A 24,402-nucleotide genomic window follows, 5' to 3' on the forward strand; every position below is an offset into this window, starting at 1 on the left:
ACGCCAACTACCCCATGAGGAGGAGGTCGCGTTGAGGTTCGCGGTTCGTCGGCTCGCCCAACGGCGGGCCTCCCCGCGCGGACACGGCATGCCCTGCCGCGTGTGCGATGTTTCTGGCCGCGTTCACGTCGGCGTTGCCGGCGTATCCGCAGGACCGGCACCGGAAGGACGCTTGGCTCTCGCGCGCCTGCCGGTCCACGATCCCGCACGCCGAGCAACGCTGACTCGTGTACGCGGGGCCGATCCTCACGACCCGGCCGGGAGCCTTCTGCTCCAGCCGCGCCACCAGCCGACCCCACCCGGCGGCCAGGATGCCCCGATTCAGGCCCGCCTTCTGCCGAACACTGCGGCCCGGCGCATCGATGGTGCCCTTGGCCGAGCGGACCATGTTAGCGATCTTGAGGTCTTCGACGGCGATCACGCCGAAGCGGCGGGCCAGATCGGTGCTGGTCTTCTCCACCCAGTCCTTGCGCCGATCCCTCTCCCGGGCCTTCATCTTCGCGATGGCCACCTTCACCCTGCCGCGCCGGTGCGACCCACGCTCGGCCCGCGCCAGCTTGCGGAGGAGGCGCAGGAGCCGGGCCTTCTCAGCGTCGCGGAGGGTGGGAGCGTTGAGCAGCTCGCCGGTGGACAGCGCCGCCGACACGGCCACGCCCCGGTCCACGCCCACCACCTCCCCCGCACCGGGTGCGGGGATCGGCTCAGGGATCGCGGCGAAGGCCACATGCCAACGCCCGGCCGTGTCGCGGGTGACCCGATACGACTTCACACCCTCAGGGACGGCACGGGACCAGCGGAACCGCACCCACCCCACTTTCGGAACCCTGACCTCGCCGACGTGGCGGGACAGACGTCGTACGTCACCCGTCTTGACCGCGACGATCCGGAACCCTTCGCCCTGCCCCCGCCTGCGCCACGTCGGCCTGCGGTGCGTCCCGCCGAAAAAGTTCGCCATGGCCTGCGCGAAGTCCTTGAGCGCCTGCTGCTGGACGATGATCGACCCCGCGCGCAGCCACGCGAACTCGCCCCGCGCCTGCGTGAGCTGCCTGCACTGCTCGGCGAACCCCGGCGCGCTCTTACGCCCCGGCCTCCAATGGGCGTGCTGCTCCACCGCCAGATTCCAGACGAACCGGGCGTGCCCGCAATGCTCCAGCAACGCCACCTCCTGAGCAGGCGAGGGCTGGAGCCGGTAACGGGACACGCCGATCAAACTACCGACCGTCACCGACAAAACCAGGAGGCCAAAGTGCCCCACTGTTCCGGCTTTACTCCCCGCCCTGAAGGACGGGGCATCCAGCCGGTAGGCACCAGATGAGCGCGCTGCTGGAGAGCTACGCCGCCGGACGATGGTTCCGCGCGGCGGACGAGGGACAACCCCTGTCGGACGCCGCCACGGGCGAGGAGGTCGCGCGCGTCTCGAGCGTGGGTCTCGACGTCGCCGCGATGGTCCGGCACGCCCGCGACACCGGCGGGCCGGCGCTGCGATCCCTGACCTTCCACGAACGGGCGGCCCTGCTCAAGGCGCTGGCCAAGCACCTGTCGGCGGGCAAGGAGGAGCTGTACGCCCTGTCGGTGCGCACCGGCGCCACCTCGCGGGACACGATGATCGACGTCGACGGCGGCATCGGCACCCTGTTCAGCTACGCGAGCAAGGGGGTCCGCGAGCTGCCCAACGACACGGTCGTCCTCGACGGCGCCCTGGAGCGGCTGGGCAAGGGCGGCACCTTCGTCGGCCAGCACCTCTACACCTCGCGACCGGGTGTCGCGGTGCAGATCAACGCCTTCAACTTCCCGGTCTGGGGCATGCTGGAGAAGCTCGCCCCGGCCCTGCTCGCCGGGCTGCCCACGATCGTCAAGCCCGCGAGCCAGACCGCCTACCTCACCGAGCTCGCCGTCCGCCAGATCATCGCGTCGGGGCTCCTGCCCGAGGGTGCGCTCCAGCTCGTCGCCGGCGGCGCGGGCGGGCTGCTCGACGAGCTGACGGTCCAGGACTCCGTGGCCTTCACCGGCTCGGCGCACACCGCGGGCATCCTGCGCCGCCATCCGAACGTGCTCGACGGCGGCGTCCGGCTCGGCGTCGAGGCCGACTCGCTCAACTGCTCGATCCTCGGGCCCGACGTGCGGCCGGACGATCCGGAGTTCGCCCAGTTCGTCAAGGGCGTGGTCACCGAGATGGCGGTCAAGGCGGGTCAGAAGTGCACGGCCATCCGCCGGGTGCTCGTGCCCGGGGCGATGGCCGGTGAGGTGCTCGACGCGCTCGCCGCCGGCCTGGCAGACGTCACCGTAGGCGACCCGCGCAACCCGGACGTGCGGATGGGCGCGCTCGCCAGCCTCGGCCAGCGCGACGAGGTGCGCAAGGCCGTCGAGGCGCTGACGGCGAGCGCCGAGGTGGTCTTCGGCGACCCCGAGGGCGGGGCCCTGCTCGACGGCGACGCCGAGCGCGGCGCGTTCATGACCCCGCTGGTGCTGCGCGCCCGCCCCGGCGCCGCCGAGCCCCATGACGTGGAGCCGTTCGGCCCGGTGGCCACCGTGCTCGCCTACGACGGCGTGGAGGAGGCGGTCGCGCTGGCCGCCCGGGGCAGGGGCAGCCTGGTCGCCTCCGTCGCCACCCATGATCCGGGAGTCGCGCGCTCGGTGGTGCTCGGGCTCGCGCCGTGGCACGGCCGGGTGCTCGTCCTGGACCGGGACGACGCCCGGGAGTCCACCGGGCACGGCTCGCCGCTGCCCGTCCTCGTCCACGGCGGCCCCGGTCGGGCCGGCGGCGGCGAGGAGCTGGGCGGTGTCCGCGGCGTGCTGCACCACATGCAGCGCACCGCCGTCCAGGCCTCCCCGGACCAGCTCACCGCCATCACCGGCCGGTGGACGACGGGGGCCGCGCGCACCGAGTCCGGCGTCCATCCCTTCCGCAAGTCCCTGGCCGAGCTGCGCGTGGGCGACACGATCAGGTCGGCGGCGCGAACGGTGTCGCTCGCCGACATCGAGCACTTCGCCGAGTTCACCGGCGACACGTTCTACGCGCACACCGACGCCGCGGCCGCCGCACGGAACCCGCTGTTCGGCGGCATCGTCGCCCACGGCTACCTCGTGGTGTCCCTCGCCGCCGGGCTCTTCGTCGACCCGGCGCCAGGACCGGTCCTGGCGAACTTCGGCGTGGACGGGCTGCGCTTCCTCACCCCGGTCAAGGCCGGGGACAGCATCGACGTGACGCTGACCGTCAAGCAGATCACCCCGCGCGGCGGCGCCGACTACGGCGAGGTCCGCTGGGACGCCGTCGTCGGCAACCAGGACGGCGTGCCGGTCGCCACCTACGACGTGCTGACCCTCGTCGCCAAGTCCTGGCCGTCCACCCAGGCCCAGGAGGCCTGACCTCCCTCAGCCCTCCCGTGCCGCCCACTCCGTGCCCAGGCCGCGCGCCTCGTCGAACACCAGCCAGGTGCGCGTGGCCTGGACACCGGGGATGTCCTGGATGCGCTCCAGCACCACCCGCCTGAGCGCCTCGTTGTCCGGCGTCCTGACCAGGACCAGGATGTCGTAGTCGCCGCCGACCATGGCGAAGTGCTCGACGTACGGGGTCTCCCGGAGCCGGGCCGACACCGTGCGCCAGGAGTTCTGCTCGATGGTGACCGAGACGTACGCGCTGGTGCCCAGACCCGCCTTGTGCGGGGCGATCTGGGCGGTGAAGCCGGTGATCACCCCGTCGTCCATCAACCTCGTGATCCGGGAGTAGACGTTGGCACGGGAGACGTGCACGCGCTCGGCCAGGGTGCGCATCGAGATCCGGCCGTCACGCAGCAACTCGGCGATGATCGCGCGGTCCACCTCGTCCACGTGGCTGGCCGAATGTCCCGGCCAGCCTCCTTCGGCGCCGTCGTGGGACGACATTTGGCCCTCCTCAAGTCCCGATATGACCCGCTTGTCGCACATCATGCCCGATGTCTTGAACAGATGGCTCCAGAAGCGCACGCTTCGCTTGTCAAACGTCCAGAGAAAGTGAGCGTCGCCATGTCCGTGAGGAGAACGGTCGACCGTTTGCTGCCCTCACCCGTGCCGGTGCGCTTCGTCGCCGAGGACGGCACGGCCGTCCAGCCGCCCCCCGGTTACCCGGCGCCGGCGGACGAGCGGCTGCTGGAGGCGTACCGCAGGATGGTGCTGGGCCGCCGCTTCGACCGGCAGGCCACCGCGCTGACCAAGCAGGGCCGGCTCGCCGTGTACCCCTCCAGCCTCGGCCAGGAGGCCTGCCAGATCGCCGGCGTGCTCGCGCTGCGCGAGGACGACTGGCTGTTCCCCACCTACCGGGACTCGGTGGCCCTGGTCTCCCGCGGCCTCGACCCCGTCGAGGTGCTCACCCTGCTGCGCGGCGGCTGGCACTGCGGGTACGACCCCGCCCGCACGCGGGTCGCGCCCCAGTGCACCCCGCTGGCCACGCAGGCCATCCACGCCGTCGGCATGGCCGACGCGCTGCGCCGCAAGGGCGAGGACCGGGTCGCCATGGCCTTCGTCGGGGACGGCGGCACCAGCGAGGGCGACTTCCACGAGGCGCTGAACTACGCCGCGGTCCTCAACGCCCCCGTGGTGTTCTTCGTGCAGAACAACAAGTACGCCATCTCGGTGCCGCTGGCCAAGCAGAGCGCCGCGCCCGCGCTCGCGTACAAGGGGATCGGTTACGGCATCCGCTCCGAGCAGGTGGACGGCAACGACCTGGTCGCGGTGCTGTCCGTGCTGACCACGGCCGTGCGGCACGCGCGGACGGGCGGCGGCCCCTTCCTGGTGGAGGCGCACACCTACCGCATGGACCCGCACACCAACGCCGACGACCCCTCCCGGTACCGGGAGGCGGCGGAAGTGGAGCGGTGGCAGGCGGCCGACCCCCTCGCCCGCCTGGAGACCTACCTGCGCGAGCGCGGCGTGCTCGGCCCGGAGGCCGTCGACTCGGCCCGGGAGGCCGCCGAGGAGTTCGCCGCGCGCGTCCGCGACCGGATGAACGCCGACCCCGTGGCGGATCCGTTCGAGCTGTTCGACCACGTCTTCGCCGAGGCAACGCCCCAGCTGCGCGAGCAGCGGGCGCTGCTGGCCGCCGAGCTCACCGCCCCGGAGGACTGAGATGACCGCGATGACGATAGCGCAGGCGCTGAACGCCGCGCTGCGGGACGCGATGCGGGAGGACGAGCACGTTCTCGTCTTCGGCGAGGACGTGGGCCCGCTGGGCGGCGTCTTCCGCGTCACCGACGGGCTGACCAAGGAGTTCGGCGAGGAGCGGTGCTTCGACACCCCGCTGGCCGAGGCGGGGATCGTGGGGCTCGCCGTGGGGCTGGCCATGGGCGGCTTCCGCCCGGTGACCGAGATGCAGTTCGACGCCTTCGCCTACCCGGCCTTCGAGCAGATCGCCTCGCACGTCGCCAAGCTGCGCAACCGCACGCGCGGGCGGCTGTCACTGCCGATGGTGATCCGGATCCCGTACGCGGGCGGCATCGGCGGGGTCGAGCACCACTGCGACTCCAGCGAGGCCTATTACGCGCACACCCCCGGGTTGAAGGTCGTGACCCCCGCGACCCCCGACGACGCGTACTGGCTGCTGCGGGACGCCGTCTCCGACCCCGATCCGGTGATCTTCATGGAGCCCAAGCGGCTGTACTGGTCCAAGGACGAGACCACGCTCGGGGACCGGCGGGCCGGCGGGTTCGGACAGGCGGCGGTGCGGCGTACGGGGCGTGACGCGACGCTGGTCGCCTACGGGCCGAGCGTCTCGGTGGCGCTCCAGGCCGCCGAGGTCGCGGCCCGGGACGGCATCGACCTGGAGGTGGTGGATCTGCGGACGATCGTCCCGTTCGACGACGAGACCGTGGTGTCCTCCGTGCGCAGGACGGGCCGCTGTGTGGTGGTGCAGGAGGCCCAGGGGTTCGCCGGGGTGGGCGCGGAGATCGCGGCCCGCGTGCAGGAACGCTGCTTCCACTCGCTGGCCGCCCCGGTGCTACGGGTCACGGGATTCGACATCCCGTACCCGCCCCCGATGCTCGAACGCTCCCACCTGCCGGACGCCGACCGGGTCCTCGACGCGGTCGACCGGCTCCAGTTCGGCGACGAGCCCGACCTGCTCCACCTGGCCGGGGAGGCGTCATGACGACCACCGCCACCGGGCAGGTGTTCCGCCTGCCCGACCTCGGCGAGGGCCTGACGGAGGCCGAGATCGTGGACTGGAAGGTCGCCGTGGGCGACACGGTCGAGATCGACCAGATCGTGGTGGAGGTCGAGACCGCCAAGGCGGCCGTGGAGGTGCCGGTCCCGTACGCGGGGACGGTGCTGCGACTCCACGCGGAGCCGGGCGCCGTCCTACCGGTGGGCACCCCCCTCATCGAGATCGGCCCCGCCGCCCCCACGGACGCCACGGAGGCCGCCGCCCCCGGTGACACCGCGCGAGCCGCGGGGGCCGCGGGGGCCGCGAGCGCTGCGGACCGCTATCGCGAGGAGGAACGGGCCGGCTCCGGCAACGTCCTGATCGGCTACGGCACCGCCCCCACCCCGACCTCTCGCCGACGCCACCTCTCACGCACCCCCACCCCCCAACAACCCCCCGAGCCCACCCTCCAGGCACCCGAGCCCACCCTCCAGGCACCCGGACCCGCCCGACAGGCACCCCAGCCGGCGCGCCGGCCCTCCGAACCCGCCCGACAGGCACCCGGACCCGCCAGACAGGCACCTGAGGCAGTGCGCCCGCCCTCCGAGCCCGCCGGACAGGCATCCGGCCCCCAGCCCGCTCCCGCACCGAATCGCGCGCCCGGCCAGGCGCCTCGTGTGATCTCTCCGCTTGTCCGCAGGGTCGCCCGTGAGCACGGGGTGGATCTCGCCGCCGTCAACCCCACCGGCCCACGCGGAGTGATCCTCCGCCGTGACGTCGAACGGGCCATCGCCGACGCCGGGACACCGCCGCCCACAGCCGAAGCGCCGCTGACGGCCGAATCGGCACCCACGGCCGAGGCGGCGCCGACGGTCGGAGCGGCGCCGACGGCGGAGCGTGTCCCGCTGCGTGGGCTGCGCCGGGCGGTGGCCGACAAGGTGACCCGCAGCCGCAACGAGATCCCCGACGCCACGACCTGGGTGGACGTGGACGCCACCGCCCTGCTCACGGTCAGGGACGCGCTGAGACGTGCCCGCCCGGACCTGGGCATCGGCCTGCTCGCGATCCTGGCCCGCGTCTGTGTGGCCGGCCTGCGGCGCTTCCCCGAGCTGAACTCCTCGGTCGACACCGGCCGCGCCGAGATCGTCCGGCACGGGCACATCGACCTCGGCTTCGCCGCCCAGACCGATCGCGGCCTGATGGTGCCGGTGGTCCGCGACGCCCACCTGATGACGACCGCGCACCTCGCCGCCGAGCTGGCCCGGCTCACCGGCCTCGCCCGCGCGGGCGAGTTGCCGCCCTCGGCACTGACGGGAGGCACGTTCACGCTCAACAACTACGGAGTCTTCGGCGTGGACGGATCCACGCCGATCATCAACCATCCGGAGGCGGCGCTCCTCGGCGTCGGCCGCATCATCGACCGGCCCTGGGTGACCGATGGCACGGTCGTGCCCCGCAAGATCGCCCAGCTGTCCCTCACCTTCGACCACCGGGTCTGCGACGGCGCCGCCGCCGGCGGCTTCCTGCGCTTCGTGGCCGACTGCGTGGAGAACCCCGCCATCCTGCTCGCCCACGTCTGAAGGATCCCGCGAGACTACTGAGAGGAGCACACCGGATCGGGCCACAGGAAGCGGGCGGCCAGGAGCGCGACCAGCCCTCCGGCGAGGTTCATGGCCATCCGGGCCAGGGACACGGTCCACGGCTCCGGATGGCTGAAGTCGGCGAGCAGGAGGTACATCATCGGCATCCAGATCGCCCAGCAGGTGTAGTTCGCCGCCCGGTAGGTGTGCACCAGCACGCCGGCGACGCCCACGAACAGGGCGGTCACCGGCGCGGACGGCCGGCCGATGGCCGGTGACCGGAGACCGGCGACCGCCCTGGGACGAGCCGGATCGGGTCGGCGAACAGCAGCTCGCCATCCGGCCCGCGCACCTCCAGGTCGTTGCGGTGGGCGGTGTAGGCGTGCCGTTCGCCACGCGCCAGCCGCCCGGCCAGCATGGTCTCGCCGACGATTTGACGAGATTCAATCGTGCCCGGGAGGGTCGCGTTCCGCTTGCTGCTCAACGTCGCCTACCGGCTCCTGGGCTCGCTGACCCGGAGGATGTCGTCCAGGACGGCGTACACCCGCTGGTACGCCATGTCCCCGCAGCAGCGGGGGCCATCGAGGCTCCTGGCGGCCGGCTGACGACTGCCCGACCGTACCGAGTGGAGCGCCTGGTTACGTCTCGCGCCTGTTCAGCAGTTTGGGCAGGGCCGCCAGCGTCGCCCCGCCCGCGCCGCCGCCGCCGAGCAGGGCGCCCGGCCATTCCGCGCCGGTGGCCAGGACGAGCGCGCAGGTGATCGCGGCGATCATGAACGTCACAGTGAGCGTGAGCAGCTGACGCGTGGTGAACATCGGTCCTCTTTCCTCAGATGCGGTCGTCGGCCCAGAACTCGATGAGCTCTTCGGGGGTCAGGTCGTCAGGACGCGCGGCGGGCGGCGTGCGTCCCGTCGCGAGCACCCAGGTCGTCAAGAGCGTGACCAGCAGGTGTTCGTCCGCCGGGCAGGGAGCGTCAGCGCAGTACGCGATGCTTGACGGACGAGCCGTGAGTAACGGCATGGGGGGACGGCCTCCCGGAGAGCGGCGATGAATGCGGCCAAGCATGCGTCGTCGTGAACGCAGTCGGCCAGCGGTCCAAACGCGCTCGGACGGAGCCGTACAAGACCGGAAAGGAAGTGCCGGGAGGTAAACGTCCGCTACCTTCCGACGTCGTCCGGATTTATCCTGATTCATCCGGCGACAGTCTCTTCAATAGGGACAAAAGCCCAGCAAGGTCCCCCAATCGGTGCCCAGTGCTGCTCTTGAGGCTGTTGTGTCAACGATCATCCGAAGGGGTTACAGCGACCGGACGAGATGGAATCTGCGAAGTGTCCTGGACTGCGAGACTATTTCTGAAAATATGGCGACACTAGATGACCTTCCGACGCCACCAAGGACGATGACTAACACACTCAGGTCAGGATCCCATTCCGCCTTCATAGCTGCGCTCATAGAGCTGCGGGAATCGGCCGGCCAGCCCAGCTATTCCCAGATGAAACGGCTGTCGCGCGCGCCGGCCGTCCCCAAGGAACTGCCTGAGAGCACGCTCAGCGACATCCTCAACGGCAAGCGTGAACGCCTGCCCGACTGGGAGCTGGTCGCCTCCTTCGTGATGGTCTGCCGGACCCACGCCGAGCGGACCGGCCTGGCCACGGACCCCCTCGGCACCGTGGAGCAGTGGCAGGCCCGCTGGCGTGCCGCCAGGACCGAACAGCCGAGGCCGCATGCCATCGGGTCGTACGATCTCTACGGCACACCCGCCGACGAGGCCGAGCGGCGCACCACCCGGACGGTCGCGCGCCTGGTCCGCCAGGCGGCCGGCGGCGACGCCGAGGCCGCCTACCGGCTGGCGATCATCCACGTGCTGACCGGTGAGGCCGCGGCCGCGCGGTACTGGATCTACGCGGCGGTCCAGCGCCGTCATCCCGATGCCGAGACCTTCGCCGGCGATCCACGCCCGATCGAGTTCGCCGCACACCAGTCCTTCTCCTACGGCCAGGCCTACGAGCAGGAGGGCCCGGCCAAGCGCGACATCGCCAGGTTCTACTACAGGCTCGCAGCCGACCGCGGTCACCCGCGCGCCGCCGAGTGCCTGCGGGCCCTGCGCGCCGTCCCGTTCGGCAAGCTGCTCCCCGCGCCCGTCGGCACAGAGCATCGTCCCGAGGCCGGATGACCTGAAGGCGAGCACTGATCGTCAGAGTAGAGTCCAGGAGAGTGCGCAGGCGATTCGGTGAGACTCGGACGGCGGATGTCCTGATCGTCCTCCTGGCGTGGTCACTGTCCACCCCGGGAGTCTCCGGGACGGCCTTCGCGGCCCAGCTCATCATCGGCGGGTCGGCCTCGGTCGCACTGCTCTGGCGCCGTGAGCGTCCTGTCCTGGTCCTCTGCTTCAGCCTCGCCTGCACGCTGGCGCTGTTGCTGCTCGTGCCACACCCGGTGTTACCCGCCGCGCTCGCCTGGGCCCTGTACTCCGTGGGCAGGCGCACCCCGTCGCGCGTCGCCTGGACGACGGCCGCGATCAGCGGGCTCCTCTACGGCGGCATGCTCGTGGTCCTGCACCTCACCGGCGCGCCGATGCTCGCCCGTGACGGGGACGGGCCGCTGCTCTCCGCCCTCCTGCTCGCCGTGCTCCTCCAGCTCCCGATCGTCCTGCTGGTCGCGCTGGGCAATCTGGTACGGCTCCGCCATGAGCTGAAGGAACGCGACCTGGCCGAGTCGGCGCGCAACGCCGTCCAGGTGGAGCGGGCGCGGATCGCACGCGAGTTGCATGACGTGGTGGCCCACCACATCACCACCATGAACGTCCTGCTCGGTATGGCGCGTACGGTTCTGCGGCAGGATCCCGGCCGGGCGGAGGAGACGATCGTCACGGCCGAGCGGAACGGCCGGGACGCCATAGCGGAGCTGCGGCAACTGCTGCACGTCCTGCGGGCCGAGCAACCCGGGGGGACTCGGGACGACGATCACGCCGCCGGGGTCGCCCTCCTGCCCTCCCTGGCGGACCGGGCGCGGGAGGCCGGTCAGCGCGTCACCCTGGAGGTGGCCGGGGAGCCCTTCCCCCTGCCGGCGACCGTGGACCACACGGTCTACCGGATCGTCCAGGAGGCGCTGACCAACTCCCGCAAGCACGCTTCCGGCGCCATGGTCACCGTCACGGTGAAGTATCTTGCCGGCATGATGGACGTGCTGGTCGGCGACGACGGTCCGGCCGGGCGGAGCACGACGGCGACAGAGGGCTTCGGCTTGCGGGGGATGGCCGAGCGGGTCGCCCTGTGCGGCGGGGAGCTGCGCATCGAGGCCGTTCCCCAGGGAGGTTTCCGTGTCCACGCGCGCATCCCGGCCGATCAGGGTGCTGATCGTCGATGACCTCGCGCTGATCCGGGCCGGGTTCGGCGCGATCCTCCGGACGCAGGAGGACATCACCGTCCTGGGCGAGGCCCAGGAGGGCGAGGCGGCGTACGAGTTCTGCCTGCGGTCGGCTCCGGACGTGGTGCTGATGGACATCCACATGCCCAACGGCGTCGACGGCGTCACGGCCACCCGGCGCATCACCGGCGAGCTGCCCGGGGTGCGGGTGGTCATGATCAGCACCTTCGATCTCGACGAGCACGTCATGGAGGCGCTGCGCGCCGGCGCCTCGGGCTTCGTGTCCAAGGAGGTCCCGCCGGAGGAGCTGGTCCGGGCGGTGCGCGTCGCGCACCAGGGCGAGTCGGTGGTGACCCCGCGCCTGCTGACCAGGCTGATCGAGACCTTCGTCCGGACGCCGCGCCCGCGCCGCCGTCCCCGGCTGGCCGGTCTCACCGAGCGCGAACAGGACGTGCTCGTGCTGATCGCGCGCGGCTACTCCAACGCCGAGATCTCCGCCTCGCTCCAGGTCGCCGCCTCGACCGTCAAGAACCACGTGACCAGCCTCTTCGCCAAGATCGGCGTCCGTGACCGCGCCCAGGCGGTGATCCTGGCCTACGAGACGGGTCTCGTACGGCCCAACGAGTAGGGGCCTGGGCGTGGAGCCCTGGGAGTAGGGCCCTGGACGCGCCGCTCCTGGGACCAGGCTCCCAGGGCGAGATTCGTCCCGGCGACGGACGAGACCCCGCCGGCCGGGCGAGACGCTGAGCACATGCTTGGAACGAGCCCCTTACCCACCGCGGTCCGCCTGACGCAGGTCTCCCACGTGTACGGCGCGAAGGAGACCGCCGTCACCGCGCTCAAGGACGTGAGCCGGGATTTCACACCCGGCACCTTCACCGCCGTCATGGGACCGTCCGGATCCGGCAAGACGACCCTTCTGCAGTGCGCGGCCGGGCTGCTGGACCCGACCTCCGGCTCGGTCTTCCTCGGCCCGCACCGGCTCAACGGCCTGACCGAGAAGAAGCTGGCGATCCTGCGCCGGGAGCTGGTCGGTTTCGTCTTCCAGGCGTTCAACCTCATGCCGGCGCTCACCGCCGCCGAGAACATCACCCTGCCACTCCGGCTGGCGCGCCGGAGCGCCGACCCGGCGTGGACGAACGAGCTCGCGGAGCGCGCGGGCATCGCCGACCGTCTGGGCCACCGCCCGCACGAGCTGTCCGGCGGGCAACAGCAGCGGGTGGCCATCTGCCGGGCGCTGATCACCAGGCCCCAGGTGCTCTGCGCCGACGAGCCGACCGGCGCCCTGGACAAGGCCGCGAGCCGGGCGGTGCTGTCGGTGCTGCGCGAGGCCGTCGACGACCTGGGGCAGACCGTGATCATGGTGACCCACGACCCGATCGCCGCGGCGACCGCCGACCAGGTGCTCTTCCTGGTGGACGGCAGGATCACCGACGTGATGGACGCGCCCTCCCCCGAGCGGGTGGCCGCCACCGTGACGCGGCTGGCGGGTGCGGAGTGATGCTGTCCATCGCCTGGACCACGCTGCGCCGCCGGCCGGGCGTGCTGCTCGGCGCGTTCCTGATGATCGTCATCGGGTCGGGCCTGATCAGCGCGTTCTCCCTGATCCGGCACTCGGCGGTCAACGCGGAGGCGCCGATCGAGCGGTATCGGGCCGTCCCGGTGGTCGCCGGGGGCGCCGAGGGGCTGTTCACCCGGGACGCGGTCGATCGCGTCCGGGGGCTTCCGGAGGTCCAGGAGGTCGTGCCGGAGCTGACGTTCACCGCGATCGTGCTGAAGGCGGACGGGCGGCCGGCGTTCCCGCTCACGAGGATCGCGCAGTTCGGCCATGGCTGGGCCGGCGCGAAGCTGACCCCGTTCGCGCTCAGCGCCGGGCGGGCGCCCGCCGGCGACGGCGAGGTCGTGCTGGACCGGCAACTGGCGGCGGCGGCCGGGGTCTCGCCCGGTGACCGGCTCCAGGTGCTGGTGGCGGGCGCGACCCGGACGTATCGGCTGGCCGGGATCGCCGAGCCGGGCTCCGGCGGCCCCCTGGCCTATCAGCGCACGCTCTTCTTCACCGAGGAGCACGCCGCCGAGCTGGCCGGACGCGGCGGCGGGCGGGTGGACGGCCTAGGCGTCCTGGTCGAAGCCGGATCCGACCCCGCGGCCGTCGCGGCCGCGATCCGTCCCCTGCTGAGCGGGACGATCCGGGGCGACGCACCCGGCCCGGCGGGGCTGCCGACCCTGCAGGTCCTCGCGGGCGCCGACCGCGGTGTGCTGGAGGGCAGCCTGCCCAGCGATCGCGCGACCGGCCAGACCATGGTCATGCTGACAGTGATCGTCGCGTTCATGGCCGTCACCCTGATCAGCGGCGCGTTGATCACCTCGATCCGCCGCCGGTCGAGGCAGCTCGCCCTGCTCAGAGCCGTCGGCGGCACCCCTGGTCAGATCAGGGTGCTCTGCTGCGCCGAGGCGCTGCTGCTGTCGCTGCTGGGCGGGCTGGCCGGCGGTCTCGCGGGGCTGGGACTGGCCGAGGTGCTCGTCGCCGCCCTGCGCTCCAGGGAGATCTTCAATCCGGCCTTCCGCGTCAGCTACAGCGCGGAGCCGCTGGTCCTGGCCCTCGTGGTCACCCTCGTGGCCGGTCAGGTGGCCGCCTGGCTGACCGCCCGCGCCGCGTTGCGGATCAGGCCCGCCGAGGCACTGGCGAACTCCTCGTCGGTGGCGGAGCGTACCAGGAAGAGCGCTTTCAAGATCATCGCGGGTGTTCTGGCGCTGGCCGGCGCGGGGGTCGTCCAGATCGTCGGCATGGCCGGGCTGATGCCGCCCGCCCTGCGCGGGGTCTACGGCGTGCTGGCGAGCGGGCTGGTCATGATCGGCATCGGGCTCGTCGGTTCGTGGATCGTCCATGGGCTGACCCGTCTCGGCCGCGCGCCCGTCGCCGCGCTCTCCCCGGTCGGCGGCTACCTGGCCGCCGCCAACGTGCGCTTCAGCCATCGCCGGTACGCCGGCGTCGTGGCGCCGCTGGCCGTGGGCGTCGCGATCGCGGGGTGGGCGCTGAGCAGCCTGCCGCTGTACACCCTCAGCACCACCGAGGAGACGGCCGAGCGGATCTACGCGGACCACATCCTCAGGACGCCGCTGATCCGCGACACGTATGTCGGCCTCGGCGAGGACGTCCGGCAGGCGGCCGCGAGCATCCCCGGCGTCACCGCCACCGCCGGCCTGTGGGAGGTCTGGGCGCAGGCCACCCCGCTGCGCCCCGGCCAGGACGGGACCGTCCAGGACACCGCCGCCACCTACGCCAGCGTCGTCACCGGAGCGGCGGACGACCTGCTCGACCTCCAGGTGCGGCAGGGGAGGCTCTCCGAGGAGGGCGTGGCCGTGGGCGCCTCCTACGCGCGGCAGCGCGGCATCTCACTCGGCGAGCGGGTGCAGGTGCGCGTCTCCGGCGCGGCGAAGCCGGTCGACCTGCCGGTCGTGGCCATCTTCGCGCGGGACAAGGGCGGCCAGGAAGGCTTGGTGATCCCCGGTGCGGCGCTCACCGATCAGGTGGCCGCGCCCGCCTACGAGCGCATCCTGGTGCGCGCCGGGGCCGACCCGGCCGTCGCCCGCCGGTTGCACGCTCTCGCCGGGAGGAGCGGCCTGGTCAAGGTGGAGACGCCGGCCGAGTTCCGTGAGCGGTTCGTGGCGGAGCGTTCCGCCGCCACGTCCGATCTCGGCGTCCTGTCCGTGGTCCTGGTCGGCGGCTTCCTGCTGCTGGCCGCGGTCATCGCGCTGGTGCTGGGCGCCGCCGACCGCGCCGGGGAGTTCCGCTCCTTCCGCCAGATCAACGCGGACCGGCGGCAGATCACCCTGATGGTCGTCTGGGAGATGGTCCTGACGGTCGTCCCGGCCTGGGTGCTGGGGGTGGCGGCGACCGGGTGGATGGCGTTCCTGATGGCCGGCGGAGATGTGGCGGAGGCCGTGCGGGCGCTGCCGACCGGCACCCTCGCCGCCTTCGGCCTGGCCGGGTTGGTCACCGCCGTCGCCGGAGCCCTGGTGGCCTCGCGTACGGCGATGACCGGCCTGAACCGGTTCGAGATGAACTGACGCGTGACACCGCCTCGGGCCCCGGCGCAACGCCGGCGCCAAGCGATCGTCGGCGCTGAGCGATCGTCCGGCGGCGGTCACGCGGGTGCGGGAGAGTTCAGGAGGCGGCCGAGCCAGTCGCCGCGCGTCCGGCGCGCGGCGGCCGACAGGCTCGCCTGCGGGAACAGCGCGTCGAACCCGTGGAAGCCGCCCGCCCAGATGTGCAGTTCGGCCTGGCCGCCGGCCGCCCAGATCCGGGTGGCGTAGTCGACGTCCTCGTCACGGAAGACCTCGGCGGTGCCGGCGTCGATGTAGGTGGCCGGCAGGCCCGAAAGGTCGTCCGCCACGGCGGGCGAGACGTAACCGGGCACATCCTGGCCGTCGAGGTCGCCGAGGACCGCCCGCCAGCCGAACGCGTTCATCTCGCCGGTCCAGGTGCCCGGCCCGTCGGCGTACTGCCTGCTGGAGGCGGTGCCGTCGCGGTGGTCGAGCATGGGGCAGATGAGCACCTGCCCGGCGATCGCCGGTGTGCCCCGGTCGCGGGCCAGCAGGACGGTCCCGGCGGCGAGGCCGCCACCGGCGCTGGCCCCCGCGACGACGATGCGGGCGGGGTCGACGCCCAGCTCGTCGGCGTGCTCGGCGGTCCAGATCAGCCCCAGGTAGCAGTCCTCGACCAGAGTCATGCCGGTGGCCTCCGGCGCGAGCCGGTAGTCCACGGTGACGACGACGGCGCCGAACTCGGCGAGCCACTCCAGCGGGATGTCGATCTGCGAGAAGCGATCCCCCAGGATCATCCCGCCGCCGTGGATCCAGTAGACGCACGGCGCCGCCGTGGAGCGGCCGGGCCCGGCGGGGCTGAAGATCGACAAGGGGATCAGCGCGCCGTCCGGACCGGGAACGGTGACCTCGCGCCTGTCCACCGTGAGACCTTCGAGGAAGGTCTCGACCGGTGCCGACGGATACTGGCGCAATTGGGCGAGCACCTCGGGGGTGAGCCGGGGCATGGACGGCATCTCGGCCAGAGCGGCCTGCAGTTCGGGGTCGAAGCCGGGGCGGGGCAGAGTCATGGGGAGCTTCCTTTCGTGGTGGCGGGCGGTGTCAGAAGGCGGCTTTGCCGCCGACCGGCACCGCGTCGACGTACTCGGACTCGCCGGCGAGCAGCGGCTGCAGCTTCGCGACGAGCGCCTGCGCCTCCTCGGTGGCGAAGAACCGGCCGTGGGCCTCCTCGGTGCTCCAGCCTTCGATGACGTGGACGAGATCCCGGTTGCCGGCCGAACGGCTCACCAGGAAGACGACGCAGTCCTCGTTCGACAGGGACGGCGCGTCGAGCAGGAACTCGACCAGCTCGTCGCCCTTTCCGGGCCGGGCGGTCAGGGTGGCGTGGAAACCGTGCTCGACGTTCATGGGGACTCCTTCGATCGTGGTGCTCCGGGGATGTCGATGAGTCCATGTAAGCAGCTCGACCTGCGGAAACGTTAGAACGATGCTGTCGGCTTCTTGCCCGATCCTCTCATTGCCTGGAGGATCGAGTACGTGTTTCAATCGGCGCATGAGCCTCGATGAGCTGCGTGTCCTGATCGATCGCCACGCCCGGCCCGACATGACGACCGCCATCGACGGCGTGCTGGTCTCGAAGGTCGGCCACTCGGCTCCGCCGTCGCCGGCGATGTCGGGCACAGTGCTGGCGCTCATCGCACAGGGCGCGAAACGGATCGCGCTGGGCGACCGGGTGTACGAATACCGCGCCGGTCAGTACCTCCTCGCCTCGGTCGACATGCCGATCACCGGCCACTTCACCGAGGCGAGCCCCGACCTGCCCGCCCTGGGGTTCGGCCTGGTCCTGCACCCGCCCACCGTCGCGGAGCTGCTGCTGCAGGCGGCCCCCGGAGACCTCCCGTCCGACAGCGGCACGCCGTCCGGCATGGCCGTCAGCGACGCGTCCGACGCGCTCGTCGACGCGGTGATCAGGCTGCTGCGCCTGCTCGACCGGCCACGCGACGTGGCGGTGCTCGCGCCGCTGCTCAAGCGGGAGATCCTGTGGCGGCTCATGACCGGCGAACAGGGCGCGGTCGTTCGCCAGCTGGGCCTCGCCGACAGCGGCCTGGCCCACGTCGCTCAGGCGGTGCGGTGGATCCGCGACCACTACGCGCAACCCTTCCGCGTCGAGGACGTGGCGCGGCTGTCCGGCATGAGCGTGTCCGCCTTCTACCGCAACTTCCAGGCGGTCACCGCGATGAGCCCCATCCGGTTCCAGAAGCAGATCCGGCTGCAGGAGGCCCGGCTACTGCTCGCCACCCATCCTCACGACGTCACCGGTGTCGGTCGTCGCGTCGGCTACGACAGCCCGTCGCAGTTCAGCCGTGAGTACCGCCGCCAGTTCGGCGCGCCGCCCAGCCAGGACGCGGCCCGCCTGCGTGGCTCGGCGCCCTCCCTGGTGTGAGGATTCACCCGTTCTCGCCGATGGCAGGGCGCGGGCCCGATGCTACGGTTAGCCCCCGATATACACATGAGGGGACGCATGTTTGGCATTGTCCGGCCGTGTCAGCACGTCATGTGCAAGGGGCTCTATGCGGACTGGATGGGCCACCTGTGCGGGCTCTGCCTGGCCCTCCGCGACGAGCACGGGCACCTGTCCCGCCTGGTGACCAACTACGACGGCCTGCTCGTGTCCGTTCTCACCGAGGCCCAGTCGCCCGCCGCCGCGCCGCGCCGGAGAGCGGGCGCGTGCGCGCTGCGCGGCTTCAAGGGCGCCGACGTGGTGGAGGCCGCAGGGGTACGGCTGGCGGCCTCGGTGTCGCTGCTCCTGGCGGCCGGCAAGGTGCGCGACCACGTGGCCGACGGCGACGGCGTGTACGCCCGCCGCCCGGTGGCCGCCGGGGCCACCCGCCTGGCGCGCCGCTGGTCGGCGGCGGGCGCCGCCACGGCCGGCACGCTGGGGTTCGACGTCACCCCGCTGACGGCGGTGGCCCATCGCCAGGCTCTCCTGGAACGCGCGCCGGCCCGGCCGGGGATCACCGGGTTACGTGAGCTGACCGGGCCCACCGAGGACGCCGTCGCCGCCGCGTTCGCGCACACCGCGACACTCACCGGCAAGCCGCACAACCGGGAGGCCCTGGAGGCGGCAGGGCGCGGCTTCGGGAGGCTGGCGCACCTGATCGACGCGGTGGAGGACCTGGCCGACGACCGCGCGTCCGGGTCGTACAACCCGCTGGCCGCCACCGGCACCGGCCTGGACGAGGCGCGCCGCCACTGCGACGCCACGCACGCGGAGTTACGCGCCGCCGTGGACGAGCTGGACCTGCCACGCCCGGCGCTGACCCGCGCGCTGCTGGTCCGGGAGACCGGCAGCGCCGTCTCCCGCGCCTTCGCCACCGCCGGGACGCCCGGCACCGGCTACCCGCCCGGCCACTCGCCCGGCCACTCGCCCGGCCACCCGTTCGGTCACTCGCCTGGCCCTCCCGGCTCCCCCGGCACCGGCTACCCGCCCGGCACCCCTGGCGCGCCTCCGGAAGGGCGGCCGCCGAAGCGCGACCCCGGCGGTCTGCTGTCGGCCATGTGCGCCGCGCTTACCTGCTGCACCTGCGGCCTGTACCGGCCGTCATGGGACGAGGAGCACCAGAGCTCCTGCTGCCAGCGCTGCGACTGCTCCGGCTGGGACTGCTGCGGCAATTGCAGCAATTGCGGCTCCTGCTGCCCCGGTGAGGACTGCTGCTGCGGTGACGGCTGCTCGTGCGACTGCAACTGCGGCTGACCGCCGTGTCTCAGGACCCGGCATCCGCGGATGCGGAGGCCACCAGAGTGACGCCGGCACGTCCCCTGGGGAGACCTGTCATCCCGCACTGCCCGTCAGGAGCCGACGCCGTGCAGGTCAAGGAGACGCTCACCGGCCTGTGACCTCGTCGCCGGCAAGGGGATCTCGAAGTGGACGGTGTGCGAGGTGGCCGGGTCTCCGTCGCGGTCGTCGTGCACCAGGGTCGCCTGGGAGCGCCAGAACTGTTCCGCGCCGGGCACTCGGGTGTCGGTGTGCAGGTAGAGGCGCTCGTACCCCGGCGTGGTCGCGACGAAGGCCTGGGCCAGCCGGACCAGGCGCCCGGCGAGCCCGCGGCGGCGGTGCTCGGGGTCGACGTAGACGCGGTAGAGCTGGGCGGTGCTGGGGTCGGGGTAGCGTTCGGCCAGCCAGGCCGGGTGGGGTGGGCTGTTGGGGGCGGCGGCGCGTACGCCGGTGGTGGCCACGACCTGCCCGTCGTGGACGGCCACGAAGAGCGCGTGCCGGGGTTCGCGCAGGTAGACGCCTTCGAGGTCGATGACGTCGGCGTGCCATTCGGGGCGGAAGCCGTAGCGGAGGTCGTGGTAGAAGGTGTCGAGCATGACCTTGCGGGCGCCGTCGAGGTCCGCGACTCCGGCCGGGCGCGCGTCGTACTGGTCGTTCATGGTGTGGGCTCCTGTTCGAGCGTGGTCAGGACGTGCGTGGCCGGGCCGTACTCGACCAGCCGGCCGTCGGCGACGACGGCGACGTGGTCGGCGAGCCCGGCCACCACGCCGAGATCGTGGCTGATGACGACGAGGGTGAGGCGGCGGCGGGCGGCGAGGCGCTGGAGGTGCCGGAGAACCGTGGCCTGGGTGAGGGTGTCGAGCCCGGAGGTGATCTCGTCGCAGATCAGCACGTCGGGCTCGGCGAGCAGGGCGCGCGCGAGGGCGGCGCGCTGTAGCTCGCCGCCGGACAGTTCGCCGGGCCGCCGCCGCGCGGTGCCGGGCGGCAGGGCCACTTCGGCGAGGGTCTCCAGGGCGGCGGCGGTGGCCTGCGGGGTGCTCATGCCGCGTAGTCGTACGGCGGTGCGGGCCACCTGATCGAGGACGGCGCCGTTCGGGTCGAACGAGGCGCGGGCGTCCTGGAAGACGTACTGCACCGCGGCCAGGTCGGCCTTGGTGCGGCGGCGCAGGGAGGGGGCGAGCTCCCGGCCGTCGAGCCGGACGGAGCCGGAGTCGGGGGTGTGCAGCCCGGCCAGGCAGCGGGCGAGGGTGGTCTTCCCGCTGCCGGAGCGGCCGACGACGGCCAGGCACTCCCCCGCGCCGACGCGCAGCGACACGCCGTGCAGGGCCTGCCGCGCGCCGTGCCGGGCAGCCAGCCCGCTCGCCTCCAGCCGAACGGTCGCGGCCAGGTCCCGTTCGGGCGTGGCAAGGTTCCGGGCGGTCGCGGCGGGCGGGCGCGGGTGCGTGGCGAGGTCTCGTTCGGGCGTGGCGGGCGGGCGCGGGTGGGCGGCGAGGAGGGCTCGTGTGTACTCGGCGCGGGGCGCGTCCAGCACGGACGCGGCCGGTCCGGCCTCGGCGACGTGGCCCTCGCGCAGGACGACGACGTGGTCGGCCAGCGCGCGTACGACGTCGAGGTCGTGGCTGAGCAGCACGATGGAGATGCCCTGACGGACCAGTGCCGACAGCTCGCCGACCACCTCGTCCCGGGTGAGGTGGTCCTGGCCCGTGGTCGGCTCGTCGGCGACGATCACCGCTGGGTCGCCGAGCAGGGCCTGCGCCAGCACGAGCCGCTGCTGCTGGCCTCCGGACAGCTGGTGCGGGTAGCGGCGCAGGAACGCCCGGTCGGCCGGCAGGCTGGCGCGGCGCAGCGCCTGCTCCACGGATGTGCCGTGCCGGGAGGCGATCTCCTTCAGCACGGCCCCGATGCGCCGTACGGGATTGAGCACGGAAGACGGATGCTGCGGGATGAACCCCACGGTTCCGGGCGCGGGCGGCCGGTCAGGACCGACCTCCCGCCCGCCCACCCGGACCGTGCCGGTCACCTCGACGCCCGGCGGGTGCTCGCCGAGGAGCGCGAGCCCGGTCGTGGTCTTGCCGCTGCCGGAGCCGCCGACCAGGGCGAGCACCTGCCCTGCGGGCAGGTGGAAGCTGAGCCCGTGCAGGATCGGCGCGGCGCGCAGGTCAACGACGTCGATCATGTACGGCCTGCCGAACGCGAGGGGCGACCGGCGGACAACGCGCGGTCGAAGGTGAGGTTGAGCCCGACCGACAACGCCACGATGAGCAGCGCCGGGACGACCACCGCCCAGGGCTGGAGGAACAGCCCGCCCCGGTTGCGGTCCACCATGACGGCCCAGTCGGCGGCGTCGGGCGCGACCCCGATGCCGAGGAAGCTGGCCGCGGCCACCAGATAGAGCGCACCGGTCATCCGGGTGCCGAGATCGGCGGCGAGCGTGCGCAGCATCGAGCGGCCCACGTACCGCACCGCGATACGCGCGCGGCTCTCCCCCTGCAGCCGCATGGCCTCCAGCGCGGGCCGGGCGGCGATCTCCAGGGCGGCGGCGCGGGAGATCCTGGCCACGTCCGGCAGGTTGATCAGCATGACGATCGGCGCCAGGCTCAACGCGCCCACCGGCGCGACCGTGGCCAGCAGGATGAGCAGCAGCAGGGACGGCACCGCGAGCAGCAGGTCCAGCGGGCGCATCAGCAGCTCGTCGAGGACACGGCGGCGGCTCATCGCGGCGGCGATGCCCCACGGGACGCCGAGAAGGTAGGCGCCCGCCGTGGCCAGCAGCGCGACGAGCACCAGGCTCCGGCCGCCGAGCAGCACCTGATGCCAGGTGTCGCGGCCGATGAAGTCCGTGCCGAGCGGGCCTGAGCCGGCGAACGCCACCCCCCGGGTGAGCTCGTCGGGCACGAACCACGGCCCGGCCAGGGCCACGAGCAGCGGGATCGCCAGCAGCAGCCGCCTCATGCGCGCGGCGCCAGCCGGAAGGCCGCCAGGTCGGCGAGGAGATTCACCAGCACGGTGGTGGTCGCGAAGACCAGCGCCAGCCCCTGCACCACCGGCAGATCACGGCCGTCGACGGCCCCGGTCAACGTCGTGCCCAGGCCGGGGATGACGAAGACCGCCTCGACCACGATCACGCCGCCCATCAGCCAGTCGGTGGTCCGGGCGACCTGCTGGACGGCCGGGGCCAGCGCGTTCGGCAGCGCGTGCGCGATCCGTACCCGGGAGACCGTCAGCCCGAGCCGGAGCGCGTGCCGCGCGTAGTCGGAGCGCAGCGCGTCGATCATGCCCGCGCGGACCAGCCGGCTGATCGAGCAGATCGGCCGGGCCAGCAGCACCACCAGCGGAAGCACCAGCACCGCGGGCTGCGCGAGCAGGCTCGGCACGCCCACGGCGGTGGGCGGCAGCCACCCCAGGCCCACGCCGAACACCGCGATCAACACGATGGCCAGGGCGAACTCCGGGATGGCGTACAGCGCGACGCTCACCGAGGTCAGCGCCCGGTCCAGCGGACGGCCCTCGCGGACGGCCGCGGCCACGCCGACCAGCACCGCCAGCGGCACCAGGACCAGCAGCGTGAGCCCGGCCAGGACCAGCGTGGGCTGCAGCCCGTCGAGCAGGATGTCGGCCACCGGCCGGTCCGAGACGATGGAGACGCCCAGGTCCAGCCGGGCCAGCCCGGCCAGCCAGTCGAGCAGGCGCTCCAGCGGCGGCCGGTCCAGCCCCAGCGCGGCGCGGATCTGCGCGATCCGCGCCGGATCGGGGCTGTCGCCGGCCATCGAGACGGCCGCGTCGCCCGGCAGCGCCTCGACCAGAAGGAACACCGCCACCGCGACGGCCAGCACCTGGCCGAGGCCGAGGAGCGTCCGCCTCGCGGCGTAACGGGGCAGGTTCACCCGAGGCGTACCTTGTCGAAGCGCGCCCAGTCGAGGGTGTTGGCCGGCGCGCTCGTCACGCCGGTGACGTTCGCGGCCGTGCCGACGATCCAGTCGGCGAACCCCCACACCAGCAGCCCGCCCTCGGCGTGCAGCATCTCCTGCATACGGTGGTACGCCTCGCCGCGGGCCCGCTCGTCGGCGGTGGAGACGGCCTTGTCGTACAGCGCGTCGAACTCCGGCCTGGCCCACCGGGTGGCGTTGGTCGTGGAGGTCGACAGCAGCCGCTGCGCGATGTGCGTCTCGATCGGCATCGCGCCGGAGCGGAAGCTGACCAGGGAGCCCTTGGTGAGGATGTCGGCCCAGTACGTGTCCTTGTTGCCGGTCACCACCTCGGCCTTGAGGCCGGCCTTGCGGATCTGGTCGGCGAAGACGCTCGCGGACTCCACGAAGCCGGCCGCAGCGTTGGAGGTGGTCAGCTGGACGGTGAGCCCTTCCGCCCCTGCCTTCCTGATCAGCGCGCGCGCCTTGTCCAGGTCGGGGACGCGCTGGGGAATGTCGTCGGCGTAGTACTGGTAGCCCTTGCCGTACAGGTCGTTGCCGACCTGGCCGGCGCCCGGCATGACGGTGTCGACGAGCTGCTGCCGGTCGGCGAGCAGGAACATCGCCTCGCGCAGGCCGGGGTCGTCGAACGGCGGGCGGTCCACCTTCATGGCGAACGCCTGCACGCCGCTGTTGGGCGAGCGGACCATGGTGACGCGCGAGCCGTGCTGCCTGGCGGTGGTGGGGGTGAGGTCGTGGGCGTACTCCACCTGGCCGCCGAGCAGCGCGTTGATCCGGGCGGACTCCTCGTTGGCGATGACGAACTCCAGCTCGTCCAGGTGCGGCGGGCCGTCCCAGTAGTCCGGGTTGCGCTTGAGCAGCGTGGCGCGGCCGGGCTGGAAGGAGACGAAGGAGAAGGCACCCGAGCCGACAGGCTTGGTGAAGTCCTCGCTCCCCTCGGGGACGATGTAGGCGCCGAACGCGGCCATCACGTTCGGGAACTCCACGAACGGCCGCCTCAGCATGAACTCCACCGTGCGGTCGTCCACCGCGCGGCTGTTCGCCAGGTCGATCATCGCGAGACTGGACCTGGCGCGGAAGGTGCGCTTCGGGTCGAGGATGCGGGCGTAGCTGGCCAGCACGTCCTGGGCGCGGACGGGGCGCCCGTCGTGGAAGGAGGCGGGCCGCAGGGTGATGCGCCAGCGCCGCAGATCGGCCGACGGCTCCCACTTCTCCGCGAGCCTGGGCTGGGGCGACACGTCGGGGCCCAGGTCGGCGAGCTTGTCGAAGAGGGCCTTGGACCTGGCCGCCTCGACGAACAGGTTCGCCAGGTGCGGATCGAGGACTTCGGTGGCGCCGCCTCCCGCGAAGGCGGCACGCAGCCTGCCCCCCGTCGAGGCCGACCCGGCGGACCCGGCGGTCGGCGTGGCGGCACAGCCGGTGAGGGCGGCGGCCGCGAGTGCGGCGGTGAGTCCGAGGAATCCCCGGCGGTCTGGGTGGTCGTTCATCGGGTGGCGCCTTTCCATCGGGCGGACGGCGGCGCGGTCAGAAGGGGCACCGGCGTGACCCCGTCAGGCCACGCCTGCGTTCGCAATGGAAATCATTATCATTCCTTGGCCT

The 24,402-nt window shown here is 72.6% G+C and carries 24 protein-coding genes; 11 read left to right on the forward strand and 13 right to left on the reverse strand.

Going from position 1 to position 24,402, the window contains the following annotated elements; translation table 11 throughout:
* Positions 1-7: 7 nt before the first annotated feature.
* Positions 8-1,201, reverse strand: coding sequence for an RNA-guided endonuclease InsQ/TnpB family protein (locus ACTMTF_RS21050; RefSeq protein WP_441112225.1), 1,194 nt, complete (start codon positions 1,199-1,201; stop codon positions 8-10).
* A 110-nt stretch (positions 1,202-1,311) separates the two neighbouring features.
* Between ACTMTF_RS21050 and paaZ the strand changes: the two genes are divergently transcribed.
* Positions 1,312-3,366 (forward strand): phenylacetic acid degradation bifunctional protein PaaZ, encoded by a 2,055-nt coding sequence (paaZ, locus tag ACTMTF_RS21055; protein ID WP_441112226.1) that lies wholly within the window; start codon positions 1,312-1,314, stop codon positions 3,364-3,366.
* Between the two features lie 6 nt (positions 3,367-3,372).
* On the opposite strand, the gene ACTMTF_RS21060 is transcribed toward paaZ, so the two are convergent.
* Positions 3,373-3,882, reverse strand: coding sequence for an Lrp/AsnC family transcriptional regulator (locus ACTMTF_RS21060; protein ID WP_397004369.1), 510 nt, complete (start codon positions 3,880-3,882; stop codon positions 3,373-3,375).
* Between the two features lie 120 nt (positions 3,883-4,002).
* Here ACTMTF_RS21060 and pdhA point away from each other — a divergent pair, with 120 nt between their 5' ends.
* Genes pdhA through ACTMTF_RS21075 form a run of 3 tightly spaced genes read left to right on the forward strand, consistent with a single transcriptional unit; the run spans position 4,003 to position 7,692 of the window.
* Positions 4,003-5,100 (forward strand): pyruvate dehydrogenase (acetyl-transferring) E1 component subunit alpha, encoded by a 1,098-nt coding sequence (gene pdhA / locus ACTMTF_RS21065; protein WP_441112227.1) that lies wholly within the window; start codon positions 4,003-4,005, stop codon positions 5,098-5,100.
* A 1-nt stretch (position 5,101) separates the two neighbouring features.
* Positions 5,102-6,118 (forward strand): alpha-ketoacid dehydrogenase subunit beta, encoded by a 1,017-nt coding sequence (locus ACTMTF_RS21070; protein WP_441112228.1) that lies wholly within the window; start codon positions 5,102-5,104, stop codon positions 6,116-6,118.
* Complete coding sequence (locus tag ACTMTF_RS21075) at positions 6,115-7,692, forward strand: 2-oxo acid dehydrogenase subunit E2 (protein WP_441112229.1); 1,578 nt, start codon at positions 6,115-6,117, stop codon at positions 7,690-7,692. Before ACTMTF_RS21070 ends, ACTMTF_RS21075 begins: the two co-directional genes overlap by 4 nt.
* A gap of 14 nt (positions 7,693-7,706) precedes the next feature.
* Here ACTMTF_RS21075 and ACTMTF_RS21080 read toward each other — a convergent pair whose 3' ends face one another.
* The 4 genes from ACTMTF_RS21080 to ACTMTF_RS21095 form a co-directional block, all read right to left on the reverse strand.
* Positions 7,707-7,940 carry an FUSC family protein gene (locus tag ACTMTF_RS21080; RefSeq protein ID WP_441112230.1) on the reverse strand — a complete coding sequence of 78 codons (234 nt, stop codon included), beginning with the start codon at positions 7,938-7,940 and terminating at the stop codon, positions 7,707-7,709.
* Positions 7,937-8,176: an urease accessory protein UreD gene (locus ACTMTF_RS21085; protein WP_441112231.1), complete on the reverse strand. Its 240-nt coding sequence runs from the start codon at positions 8,174-8,176 to the stop codon at positions 7,937-7,939. The genes ACTMTF_RS21080 and ACTMTF_RS21085 overlap by 4 nt, the downstream gene beginning before the upstream one ends.
* Positions 8,177-8,330: 154 nt before the next feature.
* The gene (locus ACTMTF_RS21090; RefSeq protein WP_397004377.1) at positions 8,331-8,507 is read right to left on the reverse strand and encodes a hypothetical protein; all 177 of its coding nucleotides are present in this window, start codon (positions 8,505-8,507) and stop codon (positions 8,331-8,333) included.
* A 13-nt stretch (positions 8,508-8,520) separates the two neighbouring features.
* Positions 8,521-8,712, reverse strand: a complete 192-nt coding sequence (locus ACTMTF_RS21095; protein WP_397004379.1) for a hypothetical protein — start codon at positions 8,710-8,712, stop codon at positions 8,521-8,523.
* Positions 8,713-9,184: 472 nt separating this feature from the next.
* On the opposite strand from ACTMTF_RS21095, the gene ACTMTF_RS21100 reads away from it, so the two are divergent.
* From ACTMTF_RS21100 to ACTMTF_RS21120, 5 genes are all read left to right on the forward strand, one after another.
* Complete coding sequence (locus ACTMTF_RS21100) at positions 9,185-9,865, forward strand: hypothetical protein (RefSeq protein WP_441112232.1); 681 nt, start codon at positions 9,185-9,187, stop codon at positions 9,863-9,865.
* 41 nt (positions 9,866-9,906) lie between these two features.
* Entirely contained in the window at positions 9,907-11,058 is a 1,152-nt protein-coding gene (locus ACTMTF_RS21105) for a sensor histidine kinase (RefSeq protein ID WP_441112233.1), read from the forward strand.
* Positions 11,012-11,686, forward strand: coding sequence for a response regulator transcription factor (locus ACTMTF_RS21110; protein WP_441112234.1), 675 nt, complete (start codon positions 11,012-11,014; stop codon positions 11,684-11,686). Before ACTMTF_RS21105 ends, ACTMTF_RS21110 begins: the two co-directional genes overlap by 47 nt.
* A 123-nt stretch (positions 11,687-11,809) precedes the next feature.
* Positions 11,810-12,559: an ABC transporter ATP-binding protein gene (locus ACTMTF_RS21115; protein ID WP_441112235.1), complete on the forward strand. Its 750-nt coding sequence runs from the start codon at positions 11,810-11,812 to the stop codon at positions 12,557-12,559.
* Positions 12,559-15,126 (forward strand): FtsX-like permease family protein, encoded by a 2,568-nt coding sequence (locus tag ACTMTF_RS21120; RefSeq protein WP_441112236.1) that lies wholly within the window; start codon positions 12,559-12,561, stop codon positions 15,124-15,126. The genes ACTMTF_RS21115 and ACTMTF_RS21120 overlap by 1 nt, the downstream gene beginning before the upstream one ends.
* A gap of 77 nt (positions 15,127-15,203) precedes the next feature.
* Here ACTMTF_RS21120 and ACTMTF_RS21125 read toward each other — a convergent pair whose 3' ends face one another.
* Together ACTMTF_RS21125 and ACTMTF_RS21130 are read right to left on the reverse strand one after the other, a co-directional pair.
* Positions 15,204-16,172, reverse strand: coding sequence for an alpha/beta hydrolase (locus tag ACTMTF_RS21125; protein ID WP_441112237.1), 969 nt, complete (start codon positions 16,170-16,172; stop codon positions 15,204-15,206).
* Positions 16,173-16,203: 31 nt separating this feature from the next.
* Complete coding sequence (locus ACTMTF_RS21130; protein WP_397004393.1) at positions 16,204-16,509, reverse strand: putative quinol monooxygenase; 306 nt, start codon at positions 16,507-16,509, stop codon at positions 16,204-16,206.
* Between the two features lie 145 nt (positions 16,510-16,654).
* Here ACTMTF_RS21130 and ACTMTF_RS21135 point away from each other — a divergent pair, with 145 nt between their 5' ends.
* Together ACTMTF_RS21135 and ACTMTF_RS21140 are read left to right on the forward strand one after the other, a co-directional pair.
* Positions 16,655-17,545, forward strand: coding sequence for an AraC family transcriptional regulator N-terminal domain-containing protein (locus ACTMTF_RS21135; RefSeq protein ID WP_441112238.1), 891 nt, complete (start codon positions 16,655-16,657; stop codon positions 17,543-17,545).
* 78 nt (positions 17,546-17,623) lie between these two features.
* A complete protein-coding gene (locus tag ACTMTF_RS21140; RefSeq protein WP_441112239.1) occupies positions 17,624-18,856 on the forward strand; it encodes a DUF5685 family protein in 1,233 nt (410 codons plus the stop codon).
* A gap of 95 nt (positions 18,857-18,951) precedes the next feature.
* Here the strand turns inward: ACTMTF_RS21140 and ACTMTF_RS21145 are convergent, their stop codons facing one another.
* From ACTMTF_RS21145 to ACTMTF_RS21165, 5 genes are read right to left on the reverse strand one after another with little or no spacing between them, the layout of a single operon-like run.
* Positions 18,952-19,536, reverse strand: coding sequence for a GNAT family N-acetyltransferase (locus tag ACTMTF_RS21145; protein WP_441112240.1), 585 nt, complete (start codon positions 19,534-19,536; stop codon positions 18,952-18,954).
* A complete protein-coding gene (locus ACTMTF_RS21150; RefSeq protein WP_441112241.1) occupies positions 19,533-21,053 on the reverse strand; it encodes an ABC transporter ATP-binding protein in 1,521 nt (506 codons plus the stop codon). The genes ACTMTF_RS21145 and ACTMTF_RS21150 overlap by 4 nt, the downstream gene beginning before the upstream one ends.
* The gene (locus ACTMTF_RS21155) at positions 21,050-21,829 is read right to left on the reverse strand and encodes an ABC transporter permease (RefSeq protein ID WP_397004403.1); all 780 of its coding nucleotides are present in this window, start codon (positions 21,827-21,829) and stop codon (positions 21,050-21,052) included. The genes ACTMTF_RS21150 and ACTMTF_RS21155 overlap by 4 nt, the downstream gene beginning before the upstream one ends.
* Positions 21,826-22,761, reverse strand: coding sequence for an ABC transporter permease (locus tag ACTMTF_RS21160; RefSeq protein ID WP_397004405.1), 936 nt, complete (start codon positions 22,759-22,761; stop codon positions 21,826-21,828). Before ACTMTF_RS21160 ends, ACTMTF_RS21155 begins: the two co-directional genes overlap by 4 nt.
* A complete protein-coding gene (locus tag ACTMTF_RS21165; protein WP_441112242.1) occupies positions 22,758-24,290 on the reverse strand; it encodes an ABC transporter substrate-binding protein in 1,533 nt (510 codons plus the stop codon). Before ACTMTF_RS21165 ends, ACTMTF_RS21160 begins: the two co-directional genes overlap by 4 nt.
* Between the last annotated feature and the right edge of the window lie 112 nt (positions 24,291-24,402).

Source organism: Nonomuraea sp. ZG12 (assembly GCF_052068115.1).
Lineage (GTDB): Bacteria > Actinomycetota > Actinomycetes > Streptosporangiales > Streptosporangiaceae > Nonomuraea.